This window comes from Flavobacterium sp. K5-23, from assembly GCF_023278045.1.
Classification (GTDB): Bacteria; Bacteroidota; Bacteroidia; order Flavobacteriales; family Flavobacteriaceae; genus Flavobacterium.
In genome coordinates this window covers 187,342-213,053 of sequence record NZ_CP056783.1, presented here as the reverse complement: position 1 = coordinate 213,053, position 25,712 = coordinate 187,342, and the positions used below count along the sequence as shown (strand labels likewise).

At 33.6% G+C, this 25,712-nt stretch carries 25 protein-coding genes; 13 read left to right on the top strand and 12 right to left on the bottom strand.

The window, feature by feature from the left end; all coding sequences use genetic code 11:
• Positions 1-46: 46 nt before the first annotated feature.
• From rpsO to FLAK523_RS00985, 3 genes are all read right to left on the bottom strand, one after another.
• Entirely contained in the window at positions 47-313 is a 267-nt protein-coding gene (gene rpsO / locus FLAK523_RS00995) for a 30S ribosomal protein S15 (protein ID WP_248905497.1), read from the bottom strand.
• Positions 314-423: 110 nt separating this feature from the next.
• Complete coding sequence (locus FLAK523_RS00990; protein WP_248905486.1) at positions 424-1,365, bottom strand: energy transducer TonB; 942 nt, start codon at positions 1,363-1,365, stop codon at positions 424-426.
• Between the two features lie 32 nt (positions 1,366-1,397).
• Positions 1,398-1,853 (bottom strand): GAF domain-containing protein, encoded by a 456-nt coding sequence (locus tag FLAK523_RS00985; protein ID WP_248905484.1) that lies wholly within the window; start codon positions 1,851-1,853, stop codon positions 1,398-1,400.
• A gap of 73 nt (positions 1,854-1,926) precedes the next feature.
• On the opposite strand from FLAK523_RS00985, the gene xrtF reads away from it, so the two are divergent.
• The 5 genes from xrtF to FLAK523_RS00960 all read left to right on the top strand — a co-directional run bounded on the left by xrtF (position 1,927) and on the right by FLAK523_RS00960 (position 6,092).
• Positions 1,927-2,478 (top strand): exosortase family protein XrtF, encoded by a 552-nt coding sequence (gene xrtF, locus FLAK523_RS00980; RefSeq protein WP_248905482.1) that lies wholly within the window; start codon positions 1,927-1,929, stop codon positions 2,476-2,478.
• The gene (locus FLAK523_RS00975) at positions 2,453-2,896 is read left to right on the top strand and encodes an exosortase F system-associated protein (protein ID WP_248905480.1); all 444 of its coding nucleotides are present in this window, start codon (positions 2,453-2,455) and stop codon (positions 2,894-2,896) included. Before xrtF ends, FLAK523_RS00975 begins: the two co-directional genes overlap by 26 nt.
• A gap of 52 nt (positions 2,897-2,948) precedes the next feature.
• Complete coding sequence (locus tag FLAK523_RS00970; RefSeq protein ID WP_248905478.1) at positions 2,949-3,782, top strand: restriction endonuclease; 834 nt, start codon at positions 2,949-2,951, stop codon at positions 3,780-3,782.
• Between the two features lie 44 nt (positions 3,783-3,826).
• Positions 3,827-5,182: an MBL fold metallo-hydrolase RNA specificity domain-containing protein gene (locus FLAK523_RS00965; protein ID WP_248905476.1), complete on the top strand. Its 1,356-nt coding sequence runs from the start codon at positions 3,827-3,829 to the stop codon at positions 5,180-5,182.
• 226 nt (positions 5,183-5,408) lie between these two features.
• Complete coding sequence (locus FLAK523_RS00960) at positions 5,409-6,092, top strand: DedA family protein (RefSeq protein WP_248905475.1); 684 nt, start codon at positions 5,409-5,411, stop codon at positions 6,090-6,092.
• A gap of 160 nt (positions 6,093-6,252) precedes the next feature.
• Here the strand turns inward: FLAK523_RS00960 and groL are convergent, their stop codons facing one another.
• From groL to miaB, 8 genes are all read right to left on the bottom strand, one after another.
• A complete protein-coding gene (gene groL, locus FLAK523_RS00955; RefSeq protein WP_248905467.1) occupies positions 6,253-7,881 on the bottom strand; it encodes a chaperonin GroEL in 1,629 nt (542 codons plus the stop codon).
• A 122-nt stretch (positions 7,882-8,003) separates the two neighbouring features.
• Positions 8,004-8,279 (bottom strand): co-chaperone GroES, encoded by a 276-nt coding sequence (gene groES, locus FLAK523_RS00950; RefSeq protein ID WP_248905465.1) that lies wholly within the window; start codon positions 8,277-8,279, stop codon positions 8,004-8,006.
• Positions 8,280-8,417: 138 nt separating this feature from the next.
• Positions 8,418-8,762, bottom strand: coding sequence for a preprotein translocase subunit SecG (gene secG / locus FLAK523_RS00945; RefSeq protein WP_248905463.1), 345 nt, complete (start codon positions 8,760-8,762; stop codon positions 8,418-8,420).
• Between the two features lie 3 nt (positions 8,763-8,765).
• Positions 8,766-9,614: a tetratricopeptide repeat protein gene (locus FLAK523_RS00940; protein WP_248905454.1), complete on the bottom strand. Its 849-nt coding sequence runs from the start codon at positions 9,612-9,614 to the stop codon at positions 8,766-8,768.
• An 86-nt stretch (positions 9,615-9,700) separates the two neighbouring features.
• Complete coding sequence (locus FLAK523_RS00935; protein WP_248905453.1) at positions 9,701-10,204, bottom strand: LptE family protein; 504 nt, start codon at positions 10,202-10,204, stop codon at positions 9,701-9,703.
• An 84-nt stretch (positions 10,205-10,288) separates the two neighbouring features.
• Positions 10,289-11,545, bottom strand: coding sequence for a sigma-54-dependent Fis family transcriptional regulator (locus FLAK523_RS00930; RefSeq protein WP_248905451.1), 1,257 nt, complete (start codon positions 11,543-11,545; stop codon positions 10,289-10,291).
• Between the two features lie 77 nt (positions 11,546-11,622).
• Positions 11,623-11,784: a hypothetical protein gene (locus FLAK523_RS00925; RefSeq protein ID WP_248905450.1), complete on the bottom strand. Its 162-nt coding sequence runs from the start codon at positions 11,782-11,784 to the stop codon at positions 11,623-11,625.
• Positions 11,785-11,795: 11 nt separating this feature from the next.
• Positions 11,796-13,241 (bottom strand): tRNA (N6-isopentenyl adenosine(37)-C2)-methylthiotransferase MiaB, encoded by a 1,446-nt coding sequence (miaB, locus tag FLAK523_RS00920; RefSeq protein ID WP_248905448.1) that lies wholly within the window; start codon positions 13,239-13,241, stop codon positions 11,796-11,798.
• A gap of 264 nt (positions 13,242-13,505) precedes the next feature.
• Between miaB and topA the strand changes: the two genes are divergently transcribed.
• The 7 genes from topA to FLAK523_RS00885 all read left to right on the top strand — a co-directional run bounded on the left by topA (position 13,506) and on the right by FLAK523_RS00885 (position 23,187).
• Positions 13,506-16,040: a type I DNA topoisomerase gene (topA, locus tag FLAK523_RS00915; RefSeq protein ID WP_248905439.1), complete on the top strand. Its 2,535-nt coding sequence runs from the start codon at positions 13,506-13,508 to the stop codon at positions 16,038-16,040.
• A 66-nt stretch (positions 16,041-16,106) separates the two neighbouring features.
• Positions 16,107-17,258, top strand: coding sequence for a formimidoylglutamase (locus FLAK523_RS00910; RefSeq protein ID WP_248905436.1), 1,152 nt, complete (start codon positions 16,107-16,109; stop codon positions 17,256-17,258).
• Positions 17,259-17,386: 128 nt separating this feature from the next.
• Positions 17,387-18,799, top strand: coding sequence for a gliding motility lipoprotein GldK (gldK, locus tag FLAK523_RS00905; RefSeq protein ID WP_248905434.1), 1,413 nt, complete (start codon positions 17,387-17,389; stop codon positions 18,797-18,799).
• 46 nt (positions 18,800-18,845) lie between these two features.
• Positions 18,846-19,496, top strand: coding sequence for a gliding motility protein GldL (gene gldL, locus FLAK523_RS00900; RefSeq protein WP_248905432.1), 651 nt, complete (start codon positions 18,846-18,848; stop codon positions 19,494-19,496).
• A gap of 52 nt (positions 19,497-19,548) precedes the next feature.
• Entirely contained in the window at positions 19,549-21,090 is a 1,542-nt protein-coding gene (gene gldM, locus FLAK523_RS00895; RefSeq protein ID WP_248905430.1) for a gliding motility protein GldM, read from the top strand.
• A 46-nt stretch (positions 21,091-21,136) separates the two neighbouring features.
• The gene (gldN, locus tag FLAK523_RS00890) at positions 21,137-22,021 is read left to right on the top strand and encodes a gliding motility protein GldN (RefSeq protein WP_248908112.1); all 885 of its coding nucleotides are present in this window, start codon (positions 21,137-21,139) and stop codon (positions 22,019-22,021) included.
• A 113-nt stretch (positions 22,022-22,134) separates the two neighbouring features.
• On the top strand, positions 22,135-23,187 hold the full coding sequence (locus tag FLAK523_RS00885; RefSeq protein ID WP_248905428.1) for an FAD-binding oxidoreductase: 1,053 nt from the start codon (positions 22,135-22,137) through the stop codon (positions 23,185-23,187).
• A 4-nt stretch (positions 23,188-23,191) separates the two neighbouring features.
• On the opposite strand, the gene FLAK523_RS00880 is transcribed toward FLAK523_RS00885, so the two are convergent.
• Positions 23,192-23,572: a DUF983 domain-containing protein gene (locus tag FLAK523_RS00880; protein ID WP_248905426.1), complete on the bottom strand. Its 381-nt coding sequence runs from the start codon at positions 23,570-23,572 to the stop codon at positions 23,192-23,194.
• A gap of 73 nt (positions 23,573-23,645) precedes the next feature.
• On the opposite strand from FLAK523_RS00880, the gene FLAK523_RS00875 reads away from it, so the two are divergent.
• Positions 23,646-25,553 (top strand): ABC-F family ATP-binding cassette domain-containing protein, encoded by a 1,908-nt coding sequence (locus FLAK523_RS00875; RefSeq protein ID WP_248905424.1) that lies wholly within the window; start codon positions 23,646-23,648, stop codon positions 25,551-25,553.
• The last annotated feature ends 159 nt before the right edge of the window (positions 25,554-25,712 follow it).

Below are 25,712 nucleotides of genomic sequence, written 5' to 3'. Positions count from 1 at the left end.
ATTTAAAAACAAAAAGAGGCACTTACGCACCTCTTTTTTATATTGATTATTTTCTGATACTCAATACTTTGATAATCTCACGATATCTGTTGATTTCTTTCTTTTTCAAGTAATCCAACAAAGATCTTCTTTTACCTACTAGTAGTACTAATGAACGCTCTGTGTTATAATCATGGCGATTTTTTTTCAAGTGCTCAGTTAAGTGGCTAATTCTGAAAGTGAATAAAGCGATTTGCGCTTCAGATTTCCCAGTGTTTGTTTTTTCTCCGTGTTGTGCGAAGATTTCTTCTTTAATCTCTTTAGTTAAATACATTCCAATATTTGTTTAATGATTTTTATGTATGTCTAGCATCTATTGTTAGACGGGTGCAAAGATATTATTTATTTTGGAATAACTTAAATAATTTTTGTATAATTATTTAGTTACAATACTATCGTGATTGGAATGGAGTATAGTACTCTTATAGGTATGCCTCTTAATATTCCTGGATTCCAATATTTGTAATCCTTTATTACTCTAATCGCTTCTTCATCTATTCCGTAACCAATCCCTTTTATTATTTTAATATCTACTACACTACCATCTGTCTCAATTACAAATGTCAGATATATTTTTCCAGAAACAGTATTTCGAGCTGCTATTGGTATACTCATTGATTTACCTATGTAACTATAAAAATTATTCATACCTCTTTTGGGTACAGGGTACTGGTTCACTTTTTTATAGCTATGTTCAATGTTAGAAGAATCAATACTTGTCCCTGATATTAATTTGCCGTTTTCATAGTTTTCTGTATAAGTGTATTTAGGTTTGATGCCATATCCTTTCCAGACTCCTTCATGTAATCCATTTTTTGTTTTTCCGCTTTCAAATAATGTCTCGCTTAAATCTTCATAATCTCCATTTCCATCAATGACTTTCTGATTGTTATTTGCATCCCAATATTGATTGATGTTTAACTCTGGTGTCGTTTCGTTTTTAATTTCTATGTATTCAATCTCAGATTTTGGCTTTCCGTTTTCATACCAATTATATTGTTTCCCTGTTTGTTTCCCTTTATCGAAATTAGAAATTGTTTTTTTATTTCCATTTTCGTAATAATATATAAACTGGCCATCTTTATTAAGATAGTCTTTATTATTGGATTTCCCTACCATATATATAGCTCCTGATTTGTAATGATCAATCACGTTATATATTTTCTTGTCAGAATAATATTCTTTTACTATCCTGTAATATTTATAGTTTTCTTCGGTGGTTTCTTTCCATAAAGAATCCATATAAGTAATTTTACTAACAGGTGTTTGGGAGATTGATAAAAAAGGAATTAAAAAGAATAAAGCTAAGTGTAGATTAAATTTCATAGAGTTTTAATAATAAAACAAATGTAATACTATTAGTACAGCTTTGCAATCTCTTCATTTACAAATTCTAAAAAGCGCTCATCAGCATCCGTGAATGGATTAATAACATGACTATCAATGTCTATTTGCCCAATGTTTTCTCCGTTTACAAATAAAGGCACTACGATTTCTGATTTTACTGTAAAGCTGCAAGCAATGTAATTGTCTTGGGCTGCTACGTCTGGAACAACAAAGTTGTCATTAGATACTGCAACTTGACCACAAATCCCTTTTCCAAAAGGAATTATGGTATGATCTGTTTCGGCTCCTATGTAAGGACCAAGGTGTAAGGTTCTGGTTTCGTGATTTGCAAAATAAAATCCTACCCAGTTATAATAGTCAATCGATTCATTCAATAGCTTGCACACTGCTAATAGTTTTTCGTCTCTTGAAAGGTTTGTATCTAATGTGATATCTGTAACTTTTGGTTTTATTTCCTGGAATGTCATAATTGTTTTTTTTATTTTACAAAAGTATTTAATGGCTGTTAAAAAAAAGTATAAATTTGGTAAAAAATAGATTTTGAAACAATATTTTATTCGATATAAACCCTTTTTATTTTTCCTGGCGAAGTTTTTTTTGACTTACATTGTTCTTACATTAATTTACCAAGGGTATTTAAATAGTGTAGATGAGGGAAAAGTCGATTCAGTAACTATATTAGTTGCTAATAATACTAAGCAAGTTTTGGAATTGTTTGGTCAGGATGTCGCTATTGAAGAAAATGTTTCTGACGCTTATATTAAGTTGATTTATCATAAAAAATATGTTGCCCGTATGATAGAGGGCTGTAATGCTATAAGTATAATTATATTGTTTATCTCCTTTGTGGTTTCTTTTTCCGGAAAGTTGAAACAGACCCTTCTTTTTATTTTTGGAGGAATTCTGATTATTTATGTTTTAAATGTAATACGAATAGCAGCCCTATGTGTATCCTTATATTTTTTTCCGCAACATGAGGCTATACTACATGGTGTTCTTTTTCCGCTTTTTATATATGGTGTTGTTTTTATATTGTGGGTTATATGGGTAAATAAATTTTCTTTGTATGCTAAAAATACTGTTCGCACATAAGTTGAGAGTTGTTTCGATACTGTTTTTTATTTTGATGCTAGTTTTAGTAAGGACTTACGAAAACAGCTTGTTCTATGATCCTTTCTTGGAGTATTTTAAAAAGGATTTTAATAATTTGCCTCTGCCGCAATACAATTCATTTTATTTGGTAATAGGTTTGGCTTTTCGTTACGGACTTAATAGTTTGCTTTCTTTGGGGATTATTTATTCGGTTTTTAATGAAATCAACATGATTAAATTTGTGTCAATTTTGTACACTTTGTTTTTTGTTTTTTTGATAATTTCTTTCTTTTTGATCATATATTTTTACGGAAATGAGAATAATATGATGCTTTTTTATATCAGGCGTTTTCTAATACAGCCTATTTTTGTATTGTTGTTTATTCCTGCTTTTTATTACCAAATGAAAAAGAAATAGTTTTTTTTTCTTTATCTTTAATGGATTAGTTGATAATCAGAAAGATAAGGATATGAAAGTAGTTAAATATTCGGGTGACATTGTTGATTTTGAGCCCGAAAAGCTAAAGAAATCTCTAATTAAATCTGGGGCTACTATCGCTGTGGTAAATGATATTTTGCGCCAAATAGGTAAGGAAGTCTATGATGGTATTTCAACAAAACATATTTATAAGAAGGCTTTTAGTCTTTTAAAAAAAGAGGCCAATTCTCATGCGGCCAGGTACAATCTTAGAACTGGACTTCAGCAGTTAGGTCCTGAGGGATTTTTTTTCGAAAAATATATTGCAAAACTTTTTGCAGCAGAAGATTATCAAACTAAACTCAATTTAATTTTACAAGGGAAATGTGTGACTCATGAAATAGATGTGTTCGTGAAAAAATCCAATGTTATTTGTATGATCGAATGTAAGTTTCATTCTAAAAGAGACGCTTCTTCAAATGTAAAAATTCCAATGTATGTTCTATCAAGATTTAATGATGTAAAAGAGAATAAACACCAAATTTTTTCTAATGAGGACACAGTTTCTGATTGTTGGATAGTTACTAATAATAGATTCACTTCGGATGCTATAGATTTTGCGAAATGTTCTGGAATAAACCTGTTAAGCTGGGATTATCCTAAGGGTAATAATTTGAAAACCAAGAGTGATATTGAATGTCTTTACCCAGTTACTTGTTTGACGACTATGACTATTGCCGAAAAAGGGAAATTATTAATTTTAGACATTATTTTGGCGAAAGAACTGATAAATAACTCTGAAAGTTTGGAGAAAATTGGACTGAGTTCTAAAAGAATAAAAAATGTGATGAAAGAAGTTTCAGAATTGTGTAAGTGTTTTGGATAGTTTAAATAAGGTGAAGTCGATTTATTAATTTAATAAATAATAACATGAAAATTACATTTATTGGTGGAGCTGGAACCGTTACAGGTTCAAAAACATTAATCGAAAGTAATGGTATTAGAATTTTGATTGATTGCGGACTTTTTCAGGGTATAAAGCCGTTGAGGGAGCTTAATTGGGAACCTTTGCCTGTATTGTCTTCTACTATTGATTTTGTTTTATTGACTCATGGGCATTTAGACCATTGTGGTTGGTTACCCAGATTTGTCAATCAAGGATTTAAAGGAAAAATTTATTGCAATAGCCCTACAAAAGATATTGCAAAACTTATTTTATTGGACAGTGCTAAGATTCAGGAAGAAGAAGCTGAAAGAGCAAATAAAGAGCATTATTCTAAGCATAAAGTTGCTGAGCCCCTTTATACAGTTGAACAAGCTGAGAAAGTTTTTCCTTTATTTAGAGTAATAAATAGTAATGAACCTGTTCCTTTAGATGCCGAAATTTCGGCTAATTTTATTGGTGCTGGACATATTATTGGTGCATGTAGTATAGAATTGATGCTCGAAAATAAAACCTTAGTTTTTTCGGGAGATATTGGCCGTGATAATGATGTTTTGATGTTTCCGCCTGTCAAACCAAAAAAAGGAGATATTATATTTCTCGAAAGTACCTATGGAGACCGTCTTCATCCTGACACTGATGCTAAGTCAGAACTGGAACTATATATAAATAATACAGTCGAAAAGGGAGGAACAGTTATAATTCCAAGTTTTGCCGTAGAGCGAGCTCAAAGTATTATGTATTTATTATGGCAATTGAAAGAAGAAGGTAAAATACCCGATATCCCATATATTATCGATTCTCCTATGGGTGTTCATGCGTTTGAAATATTTTTTAATAATATAAAATGGCATAAGTTATCACTAGATGAATGTATCGCAATGAGTAAAATGTTTACCATGATTACTGATTATAAAGATACAATCGAAGCAATTTATAATAAGCAACCAAAAGTGGTAATCGCAGCTAGTGGAATGGTTACTGGCGGGAGAGTACTGAGTTATTTAGAGCGTTATATTGAACTAGCCGAAACTACAGTTATTATCGTTGGTTTTCAGGCAGAAGGTACTCGAGGAAGAAAATTATTAGAAGGAGCTAAAGAAGTTAAAATTCACGGTAAGTATTATCCTGTATTGGCACAGATTCTTGAAATTCAAGGACTCTCAGCACACGGAGACCAAAAAGATTTACTTAATTGGCTTTCCGCTCTTGAAAACAAACCCGAAAAAGTGTTTTTAGTCCATGGTGAAAACATACCGGCAGATGAACTTAGAATAAAGATAAATGAACAGTATGGCTTTGATTGTACTGTTGCTTTAATGGGGCAAGAGTTTGAATTCTAAAACATTCGGAGGGATTTGGTTCTTTAAGATATGAGGTCGTGGTTAGTATGATGTTTTTAAAGAATAGTTCTATCGAGGGATTTTATACTAATGTTAAATGTGGGGAATGCTTTAAAAAAAAGTTTTAACAGTTAATAAAACTTTAAAACTTTGCAATAAATTGTGGGTTAAAGTTATTTATCATTACTTTCACGCCCGAATTAATTTAGCATAAATCCCCCTTTGAATGAGCAGTTTTGATTGGAAAAATTTAATAGACCCCCTTTTTTATATTCATTTTGATATTAATGGTATAAAATTAGGGATTTATATAGTGTTGTTTATTGTATTTGCTGAAACAGGATTGTTTGCCGGGTTCTTTTTACCAGGTGATAGTTTGTTGTTTCTTGCGGGTATTTATAACCGAGAATTAATAGAAAATGTGCTTTTTATTGAGAGCGATTTTATTAATGTAGTTTTATTATCTACAGGAGTTGCTTTGGCTGGTATATTAGGAAATATGGTAGGTTATTGGTTTGGTTCTAAAAGTGGTTATTATTTATATAATAAAGAAGATTCATTTTGGTTCAAGAAAAAATACCTGATTCAATCTAAAGATTTCTTTGAAAGACACGGTGGTAGAGCGATTATTTTCGCGAGATTCCTTCCAATATTTAGAACTTTTGCTCCTATTGTTGCTGGAATTGTTACTATGGAAAAAAAGAAATTTATGTTCTATAATGTGGTAAGTTCTTTTCTATGGTCATTCTCTTTAATATTTGCAGGTCATTATTTATATGGCTTCTTGCTTGATAATTATCAAATAAACCTAAAGGAACATATTGAGTTAATTGTTATCGGACTTGTAGTCATAACGCTTTCTCCGGTGCTTCTTAAATTCGCCAAAAAACTTCCTGCTTCGGAGGAATAATAGTATAGGAATTCGCATTTATTATTTGAACCCAAGTAATTTAAACTGCAAATAAGATTAGTGTTAAAAAGGTGTTTATCTAATCTTTGTTATAATAATACATAAAAAAATCCGTTCACTTTTGGTGAACGGATTTTTTTATGTATATGATGGATTGATATTACATCATACCTGGCATACCGCCACCCATTGGGTTTCCACCTGCATTTTCTTCTTTGATGTCAATTAAAGCACATTCAGTAGTTAAGATCATACCAGCTACTGAAGCTGCATTTTCTAGTGCTACACGTGTTACTTTTTTAGGGTCAATGATTCCCGCTTTTAACATATCGACATATTCATCTGTTTTTGCGTTGTATCCATAATCACCAGAACCTTCGGCTACTTTAGCAACTACTACAGATCCTTCAAGACCTGCGTTTTCAACAATTGTTCTTAATGGAGATTCAACTGCACGGGAAACAATTTGAATTCCAGTAGCTTCGTCAGCGTTATCCGCTTTGATAGTGCTTAATGCATTTTTTGCTCTTAATAAAGCAACACCACCACCAGCAACAATTCCTTCTTCAACAGCAGCACGAGTTGCGTGTAAAGCATCGTCAACTCTGTCTTTTTTCTCTTTCATTTCAACTTCAGATGCAGCTCCTACATAAAGTACAGCAACACCACCAGCTAATTTAGCTAAACGCTCTTGTAATTTTTCTTTGTCATAATCAGAAGTTGAAGCTTCCATTTGACCTTTGATTTGGTTTACACGATTTTTAATCATATCAGCCTCACCAGCACCGCTTACTACAGTTGTATTGTCTTTATCGATAGTTACTCTTTTAGCAGTACCTAACATTTCAATAGTCGTATTTTCTAGAGTATATCCTCTTTCTTCAGAAATTACGGTTCCACCAGTTAAGATAGCAATATCTTCTAGCATAGCCTTTCTTCTGTCTCCAAAACCAGGTGCTTTTACAGCAGCGATTTTTAAAGCTCCACGAAGTTTGTTTACAACTAATGTTGATAATGCTTCACCATCTACATCTTCAGCAATAATCAATAAAGGTTTTCCAGATTGAGCAACTGGCTCAAGAACTGGTAATAATTCTTTTAATGATGAAACTTTTTTGTCGTATAAAAGGATGTAAGGACTTTCAAGTTCTACTTCCATTTTCTCTGGATTAGTAACAAAATAAGGAGATAAATATCCTCTGTCAAATTGCATTCCTTCCACAACATCTACATAAGTATCTGTCCCTTTAGCTTCTTCTACAGTGATTACTCCTTCTTTTCCAACTTTTGCGAAAGCATTAGCGATTAATTCACCAATAACTTCGTCGTTGTTAGCTGAAATTGAAGCAATTTGTTTGATTTTGTCTGAATCACTCCCTACAACTTTTGCTTGTTTTGCTAAGTCAGCAACAATAGCTTCAACAGCCTTGTCGATTCCTCTTTTTAAATCCATTGGATTTGCTCCTGCAGCAACGTTTTTCAATCCTTCTTTTACGATGGCTTGAGCAAGTACTGTTGCAGTAGTTGTTCCGTCTCCGGCTAAGTCATTCGTTTTAGAAGCAACTTCTTTAACCATTTGAGCTCCCATGTTTTCTAACGGGTCTTTTAATTCAATTTCTTTTGCAACAGAAACACCATCTTTTGTTACCGTTGGTCCACCAAATGATTTCCCAATGATTACGTTACGACCTTTTGGTCCTAGGGTTACTTTTACTGCATTTGCTAATGCATCAACACCACGTTTTAATCCGTCACGTGCTTCAATATCAAATTTTATATCTTTTGCCATTTTATCTTATTTATTTTCCCCACCCCGCCCTCCCCAAAGGGGAGGGAGCCGGGATGGATATTGTTTGTGTATAGTTCTTTTTCGTTTAGTCTCCTTCCCTTCGGGGAGGTCGGGAGGGGATTTTAGATAATGGCAAGGATATCTTCCTCACGCATAATCAAATAATCTTTTCCTTCTAGTTTTAACTCAGTTCCAGCATATTTTCCGTAAAGTACGCTATCACCAATTTTCACAGTCATTTCGTGTTCCTTTGTACCATTTCCTACTGCAACGACAGTTCCTTTTTGCGGCTTTTCTTTAGCTGTGTCTGGAATGAAAATTCCTGAAGCTGTTTTAGTTTCTGCAGCGATTGGTTCAATTAGAACGCGGTCTGAAAGCGGTTTAATGTTTAAAGCCATGATTATATATTTTTATTGTTTTTTATTTAGAATGTATATTCGAATTCAGAAATTGTGCCATCCTTATAAAACTGACATTATTTCCTATAAAAAATGCCAGCTTTGACAGGCTGGCATTTAGAATATTTTGAAAAAAAATTATTTTGCTGGATTAGTAGCTGCTGGTGCATCTTGTGCAGGAGCAACTGGAGCTACCGTACTTGGAGCCGCTGCTTCAGTATTGTCAATTATTTTTGAATCAGTATCACTTAATGCTCCAGTAAAGCTTAAGCTTGAAAGTAATATAAGTCCGATTAATATAGTGGCTAATGTCCAAGTACTTTTATCTAAAAAGTCCGTTGTTTTTTGTACACCACCTAACATTTGAGGTCCTCCTAATGTAGAAGATAATCCACCACCTTTAGGGTTTTGAACCATTATAACTACGATTAATAGAAAGCAAACTACTGTAATTAAAACTAAAAAAATTGAAAATGTGCTCATTGATTAATTATTATTTTGTTGTAAAATCTTAATATCCGATATACGGTCCACAAAGAAACTACTTTTTTCTGGATATTTCAAAATTAATATTTCATAAGCTTGAATCGCTTTTTGATATTTTTTTTGTTCTAAGTAAACTCTAGCCAGGGTTTCGGTCATTAAATTAGTATTGTCGTCTTTATTGATGTCAATATGTACAACTGGCGAGACTCCTTTTACAGGAGAAATTTTCGGACTTGTCTCGATGAATCTATCGATTAGCTCCGCTTTTTTCTTTTTGTCTTCATCGATTATCAGTGGTTCAGGGATTTTTTTAGTTTCAACTTCCCTTTCTATAGGTTGTAAACGAGAAAGTTGTAACCATTCCTGAAATGAATGTTTTTCATTTACTGAGAAGTCTAATGGAGTTCCTATGGCTAATTTTTTCTCAACTACTTTTGTGTTTTCAAGACTTTCAGGAGTTGATGCTTCTTTAATTGAAGTTAGTATAGATTGCTCTATTGTGTTTGGCTTTATTTGCGGCTTTACTTCGGTAACAACTATTTCACTGTCGATTACATCAATGTCTAGAAGTTCAAGCGATTTTCTATCGTATAAATCTTTTTGGATAGCAATAAATGAATCCGAAGTGATGAAGTTAAATAAAACTGTTCTGTCTGTTGTGTGTGCAGCTGTAACTTTTAAAGCAAAATTATACCTGAAACTATTTTGATTATAAAGCCCTTTTAATCGAAGAGCTCTGGCACTTTGAAAAAAAGGAAACTCATCCAGTACTTTCTCCAATGCTACAGTTTGATTTTCACTGATAGTGTTTGGTTTGTTTATTAAGTGAGTATAATCGGTTACGTTCATTTATTATATAGTGTTCAGTGTTCAGTAATCAGAGTTCAGTAATCAGTATTTTCAGTTTGTATAATTTCCAACTGAGTACTACTTTGTTACCATTTTGCAAGGGACTCGTTAAATATGTCTTGTGTTATTCTTTCAAAAATCACTTTAACCGCGTTATTTAGTGTAGCTCCTGTTAATTGTTGTTCAGCAGGATAGTCATAAAAGAAATCGAATGTTTTTTCAAAATTATCAGTCTCTTTCTTTCTGTTACTAAAACGAACATTAACTCTAATGCTCAATCGGTTTTGTGCTGCTCGTTGATCTGCAGTAGCAGTCATAGGGCTTATTCTATAGGATGTGATTTCACCTTCATAGGTAAGATCCCCGCCGCTTTTTACTAGATTTAAATTAGTTTGATTCTGTATTAAATCTTGTAATGTTAGTGTAAAGGTTCTGTCAATTCCGGGTTCTATCAGTTCTGCATTGTTGTTGAAAAAATTAACCTGAAATGTTTTGGCGTCAATTTTTCCAGTTCCCGTAAAATTATATACGGAACAACTTGCAAAGATTGATAAACTAATCAATAATAAAAGGGAATACGCTTTTTTCATAATTGGGATTAGAAATTCTAATTATTGAAATTCCATTTTTCAAATATATGAATTTTGGAATTTGGGTTTTGTTTTTTATTTGATTTACAAATCAAACTGCTTTATTTTTCGATATAAAGTTCTTTCAGATATTCCTAATTCATCTGCGGCAGCTTTTCTTTTTCCTTTGTTTTTTTCTAATGATTTTTTAATCATTTCAATCTCTTTCTGCTCTAGTTTTAATATCTCTTCCTCTTCGATTGTTTCGGCAAAAAGATAATTGTCTTCCTGCTCGTCGTAACTTTCCGAATTGTTTTGAGTAGTCATTACCGCAGTTCGAGGCTCTTCTTCAAAATCGATTTCACTGTCAGTTTCATTTGAGCCATATATTTTCTGAATTAAATTAGGATTGATGTCCTTGGCTTTAGATGCGCCGTTTTTCATCAATTCCAATGTCAGTTTCTTCAAATCGTTCAAATCACTTTTCATGTCAAAAAGGACTTTGTATAAAATATCTCTTTCCGTACTAAAATCACTTTCCGCTTTTTTATTCTTGATTACCGATGGCAGGTTACTTCCTTCATGCGGAAGGTAAGATTGCAGCGTCATTCCAGTTATGTCTCGATTGGTTTCCAAAACCGAAATTTGTTCGGCTACATTTCGCAACTGGCGAATATTTCCGCTCCAACGAAATTTTTGTAAAACCTGAACGGCATTGTCATCCAGTTTAAGTGGAGGCATTTTATATTTATGTGCAAAATCAGACGAGAATTTCCTGAACAATAAATGAATATCATCCTTTCGGTCGCGTAAAGGAGGAAGTAGAATGTCCACTGTACTCAATCTGTAGTATAGATCTTCTCGAAACTTTCCTTTTTCGATAGCGTCGAATAAATTGACGTTTGTAGCGGCTACAATTCGGACATCAGTTTTTTGAACCTGTGAGGAACCTACTTTGATGAATTCACCGTTTTCTAGCACACGAAGTAATCTAACTTGGGTGGTAAGAGGTAATTCGCCTACTTCATCAAGAAATATTGTCCCGCCATCAGCCACTTCAAAATAACCTTCACGAGTGCTTGTCGCACCTGTAAACGCCCCTTTTTCGTGTCCGAATAATTCACTGTCAATTGTCCCTTCTGGAATTGCGCCACAGTTTACGGCAATGTATTTACCGTGTTTTCTATGTGAAAGCGAATGTATGATTTTTGGGACACTTTCTTTCCCTACACCGCTTTCCCCTACAACTAACACTGAAATGTCAGTAGGGGCAACCTGAATTGCTTTTTCTATGGCGCGATTCAATTTCGGATCATTTCCGATAATCTCAAATCGCTGTTTTATGGCTTGTACGGACTCCATTTATGTATTGTTTAAAGTTTTCTTTGTTTAAGTTTAGCTTTCTTTCGAAAATCTAAAAACCTAAACTTTAGACTTTTTTATTTGTCAACATTCTCTTCCTTGGTTGTAGAAATCGTATCGTTTATGGTAACCGTTTTCACTACTTCTTTTTTAGGGAAGAATGTTCTAATAATGTAAAACGTTGAGCCAAAACCTACAATAAAAGTAATCAAAGCAACTATTATATTTTTCTTTGTCATTATATAGTATGTTAATTCATTTCGCTTAAACCAACAGCTTCTCCTTTTAAAGTTCCGCTGGTGCAATTTGTTATTTTTACATTAACAAAGTCACCAATTTTATAATGCTCCTTTGGGAAAACTACGGTTATGCTTTGTGAATTTCTACCTGAAAACTCTTCTTTTGATTTTTTCGAAAGTTTCTCAACTAATACTTCTACGGTTTGTCCAATATATTCTTCTGAACGTAACCAAGCGTGTTTTTGTTGTAAATCAACAATTTCCTGTAATCTTCGGGCTTTTGTTTCTTCGGTAACATCATCTTCCATTTTACGGCCAGCTAATGTTCCTGGGCGTTCAGAATAAGAGTACATATAACCAAAATTATATTTCACATATTCCATTAAACTCAAAGTGTCCTTGTGGTCTTCTTCGGTTTCAGTAGGGAATCCTGTAATCATATCTTGTGAAATAGAACCATTTGGAATAATAGTTTTGATTTTATCTATCAACGTCATGTATTCCTCACGGGTATGCAAACGATTCATTTCTTTTAGAATTCTATTGCTTCCAGATTGAACAGGCAAGTGAATGTGCTTGCAAATGTTTGGATATTTAGCAATCACGTGTAATACACTTTCGTGCATGTCTTGCGGATTCGAAGTTGAAAAACGAATTCGCATTTTTGGAAAACCTACAGCTACCATTTCTAATAACTGGTCAAAATCCACTGCAGTTGCTTTTTGCATTTCTGAAGCTGATACAAAATCTTTTTTCAAGCCACCTCCATACCATAAATAGCTATCTACATTCTGGCCTAAAAGAGTGATTTCTTTAAAACCTTTGTCCCACAAATCTTGTATCTCTTTCATGATACTTTGTGGTTCTCTACTGCGTTCGCGTCCTCTTGTAAAGGGAACTACGCAAAAAGTACACATATTATCACAGCCACGAGTGATTGAAACAAGAGCAGTTATTCCGTTACTCATTAATCGAACAGGGGAGATGTCGCCATAAGTTTCATCTTTCGACAAAATCACATTTATTGCATCACGTCCTTCTTCAACTTCTTGAAGTAAACTAGGTAAATCTTTATAGGCATCAGGGCCTACTACTAGGTCTACAATTTTTTCTTCCTCTAAAAATTGGCTTTTCAAACGCTCAGCCATACAGCCTAAAACGCCCACCTTCATTTTTGGGTTAATGCGTTTTACCGCATTGTATTTTTCTAATCTTTTTCGAATGGTTTGTTCTGCTTTATCCCTTATGGAACAAGTATTTACTAAAACCAAGTCGGCTTCCTCTAGAATCTGGGTGGTATTGAATCCATTATCAGACAAAATAGAAGCTACTATTTCACTGTCTGAAAAATTCATTGCACATCCATAGCTTTCTATGAATAGCTTTTTTGTGTTTTCGGGTTTATTCTCTAGAACAAGACTTTCGCCTTGTTTGCTTTCTTCAATAATCTTTTCCATAAGTCACTTTCAAAAGTGTAATTTAATAAGGTCGCAAAGGTACAATTATTTGAATGAATGTGACAAGATGTCAGACGAAGAATTAACAATGTTTTTGGATTATTTTTAGCTTTTTGTTTTTTATTTTATAGGCTGTGTGGATTTGAAAACTGTATCTTTTATATAGGAGTGAGCCTGCTTTATTGTTGAATTAATTTTTTTAAATCAGTTCAAAATCTCAATATCTAAAAAAAAAATATACTTTTGTCCTAGAAAAATAGAGCAATGGCAAAGAATTTAGTAATAGTTGAGTCACCTGCAAAGGCAAAAACAATCGAGAAATTTCTAGGAACTGATTTTCAAGTAGAGTCGAGTTATGGGCATATTGCCGACTTGCCTTCTAAGGAAATAGGAGTTGATGTTGAAAATGGTTTTAAACCAAAATACGAAGTTTCTGCTGATAAAAAAGCGTTAGTAGCTAAGTTGAAAGGCTTGGCAAAGAAAGCTGAAATGGTTTGGTTGGCAAGTGATGAGGATCGAGAGGGAGAAGCTATTTCTTGGCATTTAGCCGAAGAATTGAATTTAGACAAGTCAAAAACAAAACGTATTGTATTTCACGAGATTACGAAAACAGCAATTCTAAAAGCTATTGAGAATCCACGTGAAATTGATTATAATTTAGTTAATGCACAACAAGCACGTCGTGTATTAGACCGATTAGTTGGTTACGAATTATCTCCTGTTTTATGGAGAAAGATTAAAGGAGGTTTGTCTGCGGGTCGTGTGCAATCAGTTTCAGTTCGTTTGATTGTGGAGCGTGAGCGTGAAATTCAAAACTTTAATGCAATTGCAACTTATTCTGTTGTTGCTGAGTTTACTAATGAAGCAGGAAAATCATTCAAAGCAAAACTTCCTAAAAATTTCAATACAAAAAAAGAAGCCGAAGATTTTTTAAATAAAAATATAGGTTCTATATATAAGGTAGCGGATTTAGAAACTAAACCGACTAAAAAATCACCAACTGCACCCTTTACCACTTCGACCTTACAACAGGAAGCAGCTCGTAAATTGTATTTACCGGTTGGAATTACTATGCAATTAGCTCAACGTTTGTATGAGGCTGGATTGATAACGTATATGAGAACTGATAGTGTGAATCTATCTAATGACGCGATGAATGCCGCTGAAGCTGAAATCATCAAATCGTATGGAAAGGAGTTTTCTAAGCCAAGAACATTTACTAATAAGAGCAAAGGGGCACAAGAAGCTCACGAAGCTATCCGTCCAACTGATATGTCAAGACATACAGTAAATATTGATAGAGATCAGGCTCGTTTGTATGATTTGATTTGGAAAAGAACATTGGCTTCTCAAATGAGTGATGCGCAATTAGAACGTACTAATGTAAAAGTTGAAGCTAATAATCACGGCGAAATATTTACTGCGTCAGGTGAAGTATTGCTTTTTGAAGGATTCTTGAAGGTGTATCTTGAGGGTCATGATGACGATGAAGAAGAGCAAGAAGGTATGTTGCCGAGTATGAAGGTTAACGAAAAGTTACAAAACAACTATATTAATGCAACCGAAAGATATTCGCGAGCAGCTGCAAGATATACTGAGGCCTCTTTAGTAAAGAAGCTGGAAGAATTAGGAATAGGTCGTCCATCTACTTACGCACCTACAATTTCTACTATTATCAACAGAAATTATGTTGAAAAAGGAAATCTTGACGGTCAAGAAAGAAATTACACTCAATTAACACTACAATCCGGTAAAGTAGGGGAGAAGTTATTAAAAGAAAACACAGGTTCTGATAAAGGAAAGTTAGTGCCAACAGATATTGGGACAATTGTAACTGACTTTTTAGTTAAGAATTTTGAAGCAATACTGGATTATAATTTCACTGCAAAAGTGGAACATGACTTTGACGAAATAGCCGAGGGAAATGTTAACTGGACTCAAATGATGCAGGAGTTCTACGATAAATTTCACCCAAATGTGAAAGAAGTAGAGGCGAATGCAGAAAGAGAAAGCGGAGAAAGAATTTTGGGTAAAGACCCAAAAACTGGAAAGCAAGTGAGTGTTCGTTTAGGGAAGTTTGGCCCAATGGCTCAAATTGGTGAAGCAGATGATGAAGAGAAGAAGTTCGCTAGCTTGATGAAGGAGCAAAACATTGGAAACATTACTTTGGAAGAAGCATTGGATTTGTTTTTGTTGCCTAAAAATTTAGGAGAATATAAAGGAGAAGAAGTTGAGGTAAGTAATGGTCGTTTTGGTCCTTATGTACGTCACGGAAGTGTTTTTATTTCTTTGCCAAAAGGCGAAAATCCTCTTGAAGTTGATGCGGAAAGAGCAAAAGAACTGATTGATGAAAAAGCCATAGCCGATGCGCCAATAGCTGTTTATAAAGAAGAAGGTGTTCAAAAAGGTGTTGGTCGATTTGGTCCTTTTATTAAATGGAATGGACTTTTTATCAATGTGAGCAAGAAATACAATTTCGATAATCTATCTCAAGAAGATATAGAAGCGTTGATTGAGGATAAATTGCAGAAAAACATTGATAAAGTACTTCACAACTGGGAAGAAGAAGGGATTCTGGTGGAGAAGGCTCGTTGGGGACGTTCGGTTATTACAAAAGGGAAAATCAAGATTGAATTAGGGAAAGAAGTTGATGCTACAAAGTTGACTCTAGAAGAAGTTCAGGAAATGATTGCTAAAAAGACACCAGCTAAAAAAACTCCAGCTAAAAAAGCAGCGCTAAAGAAGCCCGCGGTTAAAAAAGCTGCCGTGAAGAAAGCACCTGCAAAAAAGAAAGAGTAAATAATCATATTCCAGATCCTGTTCTCTCCTTTGGAAAGAATAGAGAAAGGAAATAAAAATAGAATAATGGAATTTGATTTTCTAAAACCTATAGATAATGAAATCCTTGAATTGATAAATGCTTTTTCTTCACAGGAATTGGGAAGTAAAATTGTTTTTCATACCAAAGAACAATTCCCGGATTTGAATCAAATTAAAATAGCTGTTATAGGTGTTTTAGATAATCGAGGGAATAATAAAAGAGAAGCTGAGGTAGATTTGACAGCAATTCGTAAAGAATTATACAGTATGTTTCCTGGTAATTGGGATGCATCTATTGCTGATTTAGGAGATATTCTCGCTGGGGATTCGATTAATGATACATATTTTGCTTTGCGAAAAGTGGCTTCAGGTCTAATAAAGAAAAAAATCATTCCTATAGTGATAGGAGGTTCTCAAGATTTGACTTATGCAATGTATAGGGCTTACGATGATTTAGAGCAAATGGTGAATTTGGTTTCGATTGATAGTAAATTTGATTTCGGAAAAGAAAATGAAGGGGTTCCGGCTACATCTTATTTGACTAAAATAATTATTGATGAGCCAAATAATCTTTTTAATTATTGCAATATTGGGTATCAAACCTATTATAATTCGCAAGAGGAGATAGATTTAGTGGAAAAATTATTTTTCGATGGATATAGATTAGGAGAAATTTCGAATAATATTTCTTTGGCAGAACCGGTATTTAGAGATGCAGATTTGGTAAGTGTTGATCTGAACTCAGTGAAATCAGCTGATTCGGGGAATATTGCCAGTTTTGCGCCAAACGGTTTTAACGGGAAAGAGATTTGTTCTTTGTCAAGATATGCAGGAATTAGTGATAAGGTTTCCTCTTTTGGGGTGTTTAATCACAATAATTCTTTGCAAGAATCCGTTTTAATTGCACAGATAATATGGTATTTTATTGAAGGTTATCATTATCGTTCTTTCGAATATCCATTTGGGAGCAGGGAAAATTATTTAAAATATATAGTACCTCTTGAGGAAGAAGTGCTTGTTTTTTATAAAAGTGACAAAACCGATAGATGGTGGATTGAGATACCTTTTATTTCGAATGGTAATAATAAATTAAAAAGAAATACGTTATTACCTTGTTCCTACGAAGAGTATTTGGCAGCATGTAATCAAGAGTTGCCAGAGAGATGGTGGAAAGCACAACGAAAAAACATCGTTTAAAGTGAAATTACCTATTCAATTTTTTCTTATAAAAAAGAATTTTGTTTAGTGTAAAATAATTGTTTTTTTAAAAAATAATAAATAGGTTTACATCCTTAAAAATTAATGAATTTATAACCCGAATTTATATGAAGAAGTTCATTGCATTTATGGCAATTTTAGCACTACTAACTAGCTGTGGTAAATCAGGAGACAAAGGCGAATTAGTAGGTGTAAAGGGAGCGAAATGGCATCCTGAAAAGCCTTATGGTATGACTTTAGTGCCAGGTGGTTCTTTTATTATGGGTAAATCAGACGCTGATTTAGCTGAAGTTCAAGATGCGCCAACTAAAACGGTTACTGTACGTTCATTTTATATGGACGAGACCGAAATTACAAATAGTGAATATCGTAAATTTGTAGAATGGGTAAAAGACTCTACTATGAGAGTGAAATTAGCTATTTATGCGGATATGTCAGGAATTAAGGCAGGATCAACAAGCGGCAAAGGTAAAAACGCTGGAAGTATTGGTGATTTCGCTTTTAATGATTCTGATCCTGAAAAAATGACTGCGTATGATAAGTATATGTATAATAATTATTACAGTTTTGGTACTGATGATGATCCATATGCAGGGAGAAAGCTGAATAAAAAAGTGAAATTAATAAAAGATCCTAAGTTGTATCCAGATGAATATTATGTTGAGGTAATGGACTCTATGTACATCCCTATAGCCGAGTCATATAATGGTTTGAGAACTATAGATGTGAATCAATTGAAGTTTCGTTACTCATGGATGGATATTCAGGCTGCTGCAAAATCTAAAACAAGTAAAAGAAAAGATTTCATTAAGATTGAACAAGTAAAAGTATATCCTGACACAACAACTTGGATTAAAGATTTTGCTTATTCTTATAACGAACCTATGCATAATGATTATTTCTGGCATCAGGCATACGGGGATTATCCGGTTGTAGGAGTTACTTGGACTCAAGCAAAAGCTTTTTGTGCGTGGAGAACTTTGTATAAAAACAGTTATATAAGATCTAAAAAGAATCATACTGATGATGTGAATTCATTTAGATTACCTACAGAAGCAGAATGGGAATATTCAGCTAGAGGTGGTCTGGAGTCGGCTACATATCCTTGGGGTGGACCTTATACTAAAAATGACAGAGGCTGTTTCCTTGCTAATTTCAAGCCAAGTAGAGGTGACTATGCTGCTGATCAGGCATTGTATACAGTAGAAGCAAAATCATACGATCCTAATGGCTATAACCTGTATAATATGGCAGGGAATGTTGCTGAATGGACTGATTCATCATATGACCCAAATGCATATGAATATGTATCGTCTATGAATCCAAATGTAATGGATAATTCTAATAAACGTAAGGTGGTTCGTGGAGGTTCTTGGAAAGACGTTGCCTATTTCCTACAAGTAGGTACGAGAGATTTTGAATACGCAGATTCTGCTAGAAGTTTCATCGGTTTTAGAACCGTTCAGGATTATATGGGAATACAGACAACCGGTAAAATTACTGGGAAAAGAAGAAAATAAAATAAAAAACAATCCAAATCTATTAAACCTTAAAAAAAAATAAAATATGGCAATATTAAGTAAAAAAGCAATGAATTTCGCATATGGAATGGGTGCTGCAGTAGTAATTATAGGAGCTTTATTCAAAATTACACACTTTGAAATAGGACCTTTGACGGGTACTCTGATGTTATCTATAGGTTTACTGACTGAAGCTTTAATTTTTGCTCTTTCTGCTTTTGAGCCGGTTGATAATGATCTAGACTGGACATTAGTTTATCCAGAATTGGCTAATGGTTCAGCGGTTGGAAATAAAAAAGCAAAAGTGGAATCTCCAGCTGATGCTCAAGGATTGTTGTCTCAAAAATTAGATGCTATGTTGAAAGATGCTAAAATTGACGGTGAATTAATGTCGAGTTTAGGAAATAGCATTAAAAACTTTGAATCAGCTGCTAAAGGAATTGCACCTACTGTAGACTCGATGGCTTCTACTAAAAAGTACAGCGAAGAATTAACATTGGCTGCTGCTCAAATGGAATCTTTAAATAGTTTGTATAAAATACAGTTGCAAAGTGCTTCAAGAAACGCTCAAATTAATGAAGAAGTTGTAGAGAACAATATCAAATTAAAAGATCAAATGCAGTCTTTGACTACGAATTTGTCTTCATTAAACAACGTTTATGGCGGAATGCTTTCTGCAATGCATAATAAAGGATAATTAGTTTATACTTTAATTTAAATAAATATTAATAAACTAATTAGTAGAAAATATGGCAGGAGGAAAACTAACCCCTAGGCAGAAGATGATAAACCTGATGTACTTGGTTTTTATCGCAATGTTAGCAATGAATATGTCGAAAGAAGTTTTATCTGCTTTCGGATTAATGAATGAAAAGTTTGAAAGTTCAAATACATCTTCTCAATTAAGTAATGCTGGTTTGTTGATGGCTTTAGATGCAAAAGCTAGTGAAGCTAAAGGTGAATTTGCTTTAGCGGCTGTAACTGCTCATAAAGTAGAGTCGTCTACAAAGGATTTTTATGAGTTTATTTCAACTTTAAAAACAGAAGTTTTAAATGGTTTTGAAGTAGATTCTGAAACAGGGAAATTACCTTATGAAGAAATGGATAAAGGTGATAATATCGATAGTTGGTTTGTTGGAGAAGGTTATTCTCCAAGAGGTAATGAAATTATTGCAAAAATAGAAAAGTATAAAGGTGATATGAAATCAGCTCTTGGATCTGATAAAAAGTACGCTTCTATTTTATCTGAGATTGATAAAAAATTTGATATAACAGATGTTAAAAATAAAGAAGGATTAGCTGATAAGTATTTGGCATATCATTTTAAAAGTTTTCCCGCTGTTGCATCAGTTGCTAAACTTTCAGCTTGGCAAAATGATATTAAAAAATCGGAGTCTGACGTATACGGTTCAGCTTTAGGTAAAGCCGCTGTGGCTGCAGCATCTTACAGTAACTATCAAGCAATTGTTGTTCTCGATAAGAATGCTTATTTTCAAGGTGAAACGGTAACAGGTAAAGTGGTATTAGGTAGGTATGATGCAAATACTAAGCCTACTTCATTTGCTGGTCCTGGAAAAATTGTAAATGGTCAAGCGATGATTTCTATGATCGCAGGAGGTATTGGAGATCAAAGTATTAATGGACAGTTTTCATTTATGGAAGATGGAAAAAACGTTCCTTTAAAATTTCAAGGAAAATACGTAGTAGTTCCTAAACCTAATTCCGCTACAATTTCAGCTGATAAAATGAATGTGGTTTATAGAGGGGTTGTGAATCCAATTTCAATCTCTTTTGCAGGTATTGCTGCTGATAAAGTTTCAGCATCTGGTCCTGGTTTGAGCCCAGCTGGAGGAAAAGGAAGATTTAATATGTCTCCTGGTGCGGGAACAGAAGCTACAATTGTAGTTACTGGAACTTTACCAAATGGTGATAAAGTTACGGATAAGAAAACTTTCAGAATTAAAGGGATTCCTGGACCTACAGGTACAATTAGAGGAGAAACAGGTGTTGTAAAAGGACCTAAATCAAATCTTGAAGTTGCTACTATTGGTGCTAAATTAGAAGATTTTGATTTTGAAGTTGGTTTGGATGTAGTTGGGTTTAATTTGAAAGTAACTGGTCAACCTACAGTGGTTGTTCAAGGGGACAGATTAGATGCAAGATGTAAAGCAATTATTGCTAAAGCAGGAAGAGGTGATCAAGTTACCATTTCTGATATTAAAACGAAACTTGTAGGTGCTGGTAGTTATTTATTACCTAGAACTGCACCAGTAATTTTTGAAATACAATAAGAAGTAGGTTATTTATAACTACTTAAATATCTATATTGATACCATGATGAATCTAAGAAAATTTTTAATAGTAACCGTTTCTATTTTTGGAACCGCTTCTTATGCGCAATCTAATTTGCTAAATGCGAAAACGCCTAGCCAAATTGGACTTAAGACTGCTGCTCAACTCATTTCAGATAATGATAAGCCATTAGCTTATGGTTATGTTCATGATAGGGATGTATTGATGGGTAAAACGACTTGGGAAAAAATTGACTTAAGCGAAAAAATTAATTTTCCTTTATATTTTCCTATTGATGAGAATCTAGGTTCTAACAGGAAATCTTTATATAATGTATTGACTACAGCCATGAAAAATGGTAAAATTACTGAAGTATATACTGATAGTTATTTTAATACAAAGAAATCTTTAAAGGATATTGAATCTTCATTGTCACGTGTGGATACAACAGATGCTGGAAGAGAGCAGGTTAATGCTGGTATGAAAGTTTCTGAACAATATATCATGAGGTCTGAACTTACCGCACAGGACGTTACACAGTATAAAATTAAAGGGTATTGGTATTTTGACAAACGTCAAAGTGAATTGAAATATCGTTTATTGGGTATTTGTCCGGTAACTCCTGATGTTTACACTATGAATAGTGATGAAAAAGATTATATAGAATTGTTCTGGGTGTTTTTCCCTGATGCAAGAGAAGCTTTACATGAAGCTAAGGCTTTCAATGATAAAAATTCTGCAATGCCTGTTTCTTTTGATCATATATTGAATTCAAGACGTTTCAACAGTATTATATATAAAGAAGAAAATGTTTACGGAGACAGAGAGATTAAAGATTACATGAAAGATAATTCACAAAATCAATTGCTTGAATCTGAAAGGGTGAAAGAAAAAATTCGAAATTTCGAATCAGATATGTGGAACTATTAATTTCATTATTACATAAATAACAAAAACTCTTACTGTCATAGTAAGAGTTTTTTGTTTTCAGTTTGGTTTTAATTTACTTACTTTGTACATTATTTTAAAGTTATTTTATACGAATGATTGATTATTTAATTATAGGTTCTGGTCTTGCAGGTATTTCATTTTCTGAAATGGCTTTGAATGATAATAAGTCTATTTTGGTTTTGGATAATAATTCTCAAAATTCGTCTAAAATTGCGGGAGGTTTATATAATCCTGTTATTTTAAAAAGATTTAGCGAAGTATGGAAGGCCCAAGAGCAGTTGCTTTTAATGAATGATTTTTATGCAGTTTTAGAAAAAAAACTAGAAACCAAATTTGATTTTAAGAAACCCATTCTGAGGAAATTTTTTTCTGTTGAAGAACAAAACAACTGGTTCACAGCTTCAGATAAAATTAATTTAGCTCCTTTTCTCTCTACTAAATTATTATATAATAAATATCCTGGTATAGAATCTCCTTATGGATACGGTGAAGTGCTTAAAACCGGATATGTGGATACTGCAATATTGCTATCTAAGTACAAAGAATATCTTACTCAAAATACACTTTATAGAGAAGAGTCATTTGATTATGATGCTTTGCAATTTTCGTCAAATGGTATTCGTTACAAAGACATTGAGGCAAGGCATATTATTTTTGCCGAGGGTTTTGGATTACACTCTAATCCGTTTTTTAATCATTTACCATTAGATGGGACCAAAGGCGAGTTGTTTATCATTAAAGCTCCCGAATTAAATTTGGATATAATTGTTAATACGAGTGTTTTTATCCTTCCTCTAGGAAATGATTTGTTTAAAGTTGGTGCTACTTACAATTGGAAAGACAAAACCGATTTACCCACAGAAGAAGGAAAAACGGAACTAGTTGATAGGATAAAAGAGATTATAAGCTGTGACTTTGAAATAGTAGAACATTTTGCCGGTGTTCGTCCTACCGTAAAAGACAGAAGACCTTTGGTTGGGACACATATTATCCGTAAATCGGTTCATATTTTAAACGGACTTGGAACAAGAGGAGTAATGCTGGGGCCATCAATGGCAAAAGCATTGTATGATTTTGTAGAAAGCGGAGTGCCTTTAGACAAGGAAATTGATATTAGAAGGTTTCTCCCTAAAAATGAGCGCTAAGTTTTTATTTCTTTGATGTTGGATCGTATGAAATAAACATATTGATGTATATGTTTCTTGACCATCTTAATACAAATGGGAATAATACAATAAGCGAAGCGACTATCGAAATAAAGGAAACTTTTATATCATAATTAAGGAGCACATATGATATTATAAATACTGCAATTCCTATTGCGACATTTAATCCATAACTAACATACATTGCCCCATAAAAGAAGGATGGTTCAATTTGATATTTTAAACCACAATGACTGCAATTTTCGTGCATTTTCAAAACTTTACTCAAATGCAGCGGATTTTTATCCAAATACATACTCTCATTCTGACATTTAGGACAAGTTCCTGTTAAAATGCTATATAATTTGGATCCTTTTTTTAACATTTGCAAAAAATTTAATTTTTCCTTATTTATAAATGCGAATTTACAAATTCAAAAAGGAATAAAATAACAATACATGCTTAATATACACAATTTATCTGTTTCGTTTGGTGGTACTTATTTATTTGAAGAAGTAACATTTCGTCTAGGTGCTGGAGACCGTGTAGGTCTTGTTGGAAAAAACGGTGCAGGAAAATCTACGATGCTCAAAATGTTAGCTGGAGATTTCCTTCCTGATACAGGTGTGATTTCTCAGGAAAAAGACGTTAGAATGGGTTTTTTGCGTCAAGACATTGATTTTGAGCAAGGACGAACTGTTCTTGAAGAGGCTTACGAAGCATTTACTGAAATTAAGATTGTAGAAAAAAAATTAGAAGAAATCAATCATCAATTGGTCACTCGTACTGATTATGAAAGTGAAGAGTATTCAAAAATAATTGAAGACTTATCTGATTATACCCATCGATTTGATTTATTGGGAGGTTATAATTATGTAGGTGATACTGAAAAGATTCTTTTGGGTCTAGGTTTTAAAAGAGATGTGTTCAATAACCAAACAGAAACTTTCTCTGGAGGTTGGAGAATGCGTATTGAATTAGCTAAATTGTTATTACAGGCTAATGATGTTTTGCTACTGGATGAGCCTACGAATCACTTGGATATTGAGAGTATCATATGGTTAGAGAGTTTCTTGCGTAATTACCCTGGTGTAGTGGTAATTGTTTCGCACGATAAAATGTTCTTGGACAATGTGACGAATAGAACTATCGAAATTTCCTTGGGTAAAGCTTACGATTTTAATAAACCGTATTCTCAATATTTAGAATTGCGTCATGAAATTCGTGAAAAGCAATTGGCTACACAAAAAAATCAAGCCAAGAAAATCGAAGAAACTGAAAAGCTAATCGAGAAATTTCGTGCCAAAGCTTCCAAAGCTTCTATGGCGCAGTCGATGATTAAAAAACTGGACAAAATAGAACGTATAGAAGTAGACGAGGATGATAATTCAGTAATGAATATCTCTTTCCCACTTTCTAAAGTTCCGGGTAGAGTGGTAATAGAAGCTGAAAAAGTAACTAAAAGTTATGGCGATAAAACCATATTGAAAGACATTTCATTATTAGTGGAACGCGGAAGCAAGATTGCTTTTGTGGGTCAAAATGGACAAGGGAAATCAACTTTTATCAAAGCCATAGTAAATGAGTTTGAATATGAAGGAGAAATAAAATTAGGACATAATGTACAAGTGGGTTATTTTGCTCAAAACCAAGCTGAATACTTAGATGGAGAGATAACCTTGCTTCAAACTATGGAAGACGCAGCAACAGACACTAATCGTGCAAAAGTACGTGATATGCTGGGTTCATTCCTGTTTCGTGGTGATGATGTCGAGAAAAAGGTAAAAGTCCTTTCAGGGGGTGAAAGAAACCGTCTGGCGCTATGTAAATTACTTTTACAGCCTATCAATGTTTTGGTAATGGATGAGCCTACGAATCACTTGGATATAAAATCCAAAAATGTACTGAAAGCCGCTTTGCAAAAATATGAGGGAACCTTGCTTTTAGTTTCTCACGATAGGGATTTCCTTCAGGGAATGTCAAATATCGTTTATGAATTCCGTGATCAAAAAATAAAAGAATACTTGGGAGATGTAAACTACTTCTTAGAGCAGCGTAATTTAGAGAATATGCGTGAAGTCGAGAAGAAAGATGCATTGAAAGCTGCGGCTCCAAAAGACAGTAACAAAGCCTCTTATGAAGATCAAAAGAAGGGGAAATCATTGCAAAACCGTCTAAGCAAAATAGAAAGCCAAATAAAGCAATTAGAAAAAGACATTCAAAACGATGATAAAATGTTAACTTCTAATTATGATAAACATATCGAGGACGCTAAATTTTTCACCGCTTACAATAAAAAGAAAGCCGAGTTAGATAAATTTTTGTCCGACTGGGAAAATGTTCAAGAAGAAATTGATAATTTGTAGCCATTCCAGCTATACATTTCAACCTTTCCACAAAAAATCTTTTTTTGCCACACTATTGCAGGAGCTTCCTTTGGTCGCTCTGCCCTAGTGGTAAAAAAGGATTTTTTTTATGTAAAGGGTTTTCATTTCTATCTGGGCTATGAGTTTAAGGATTCAATA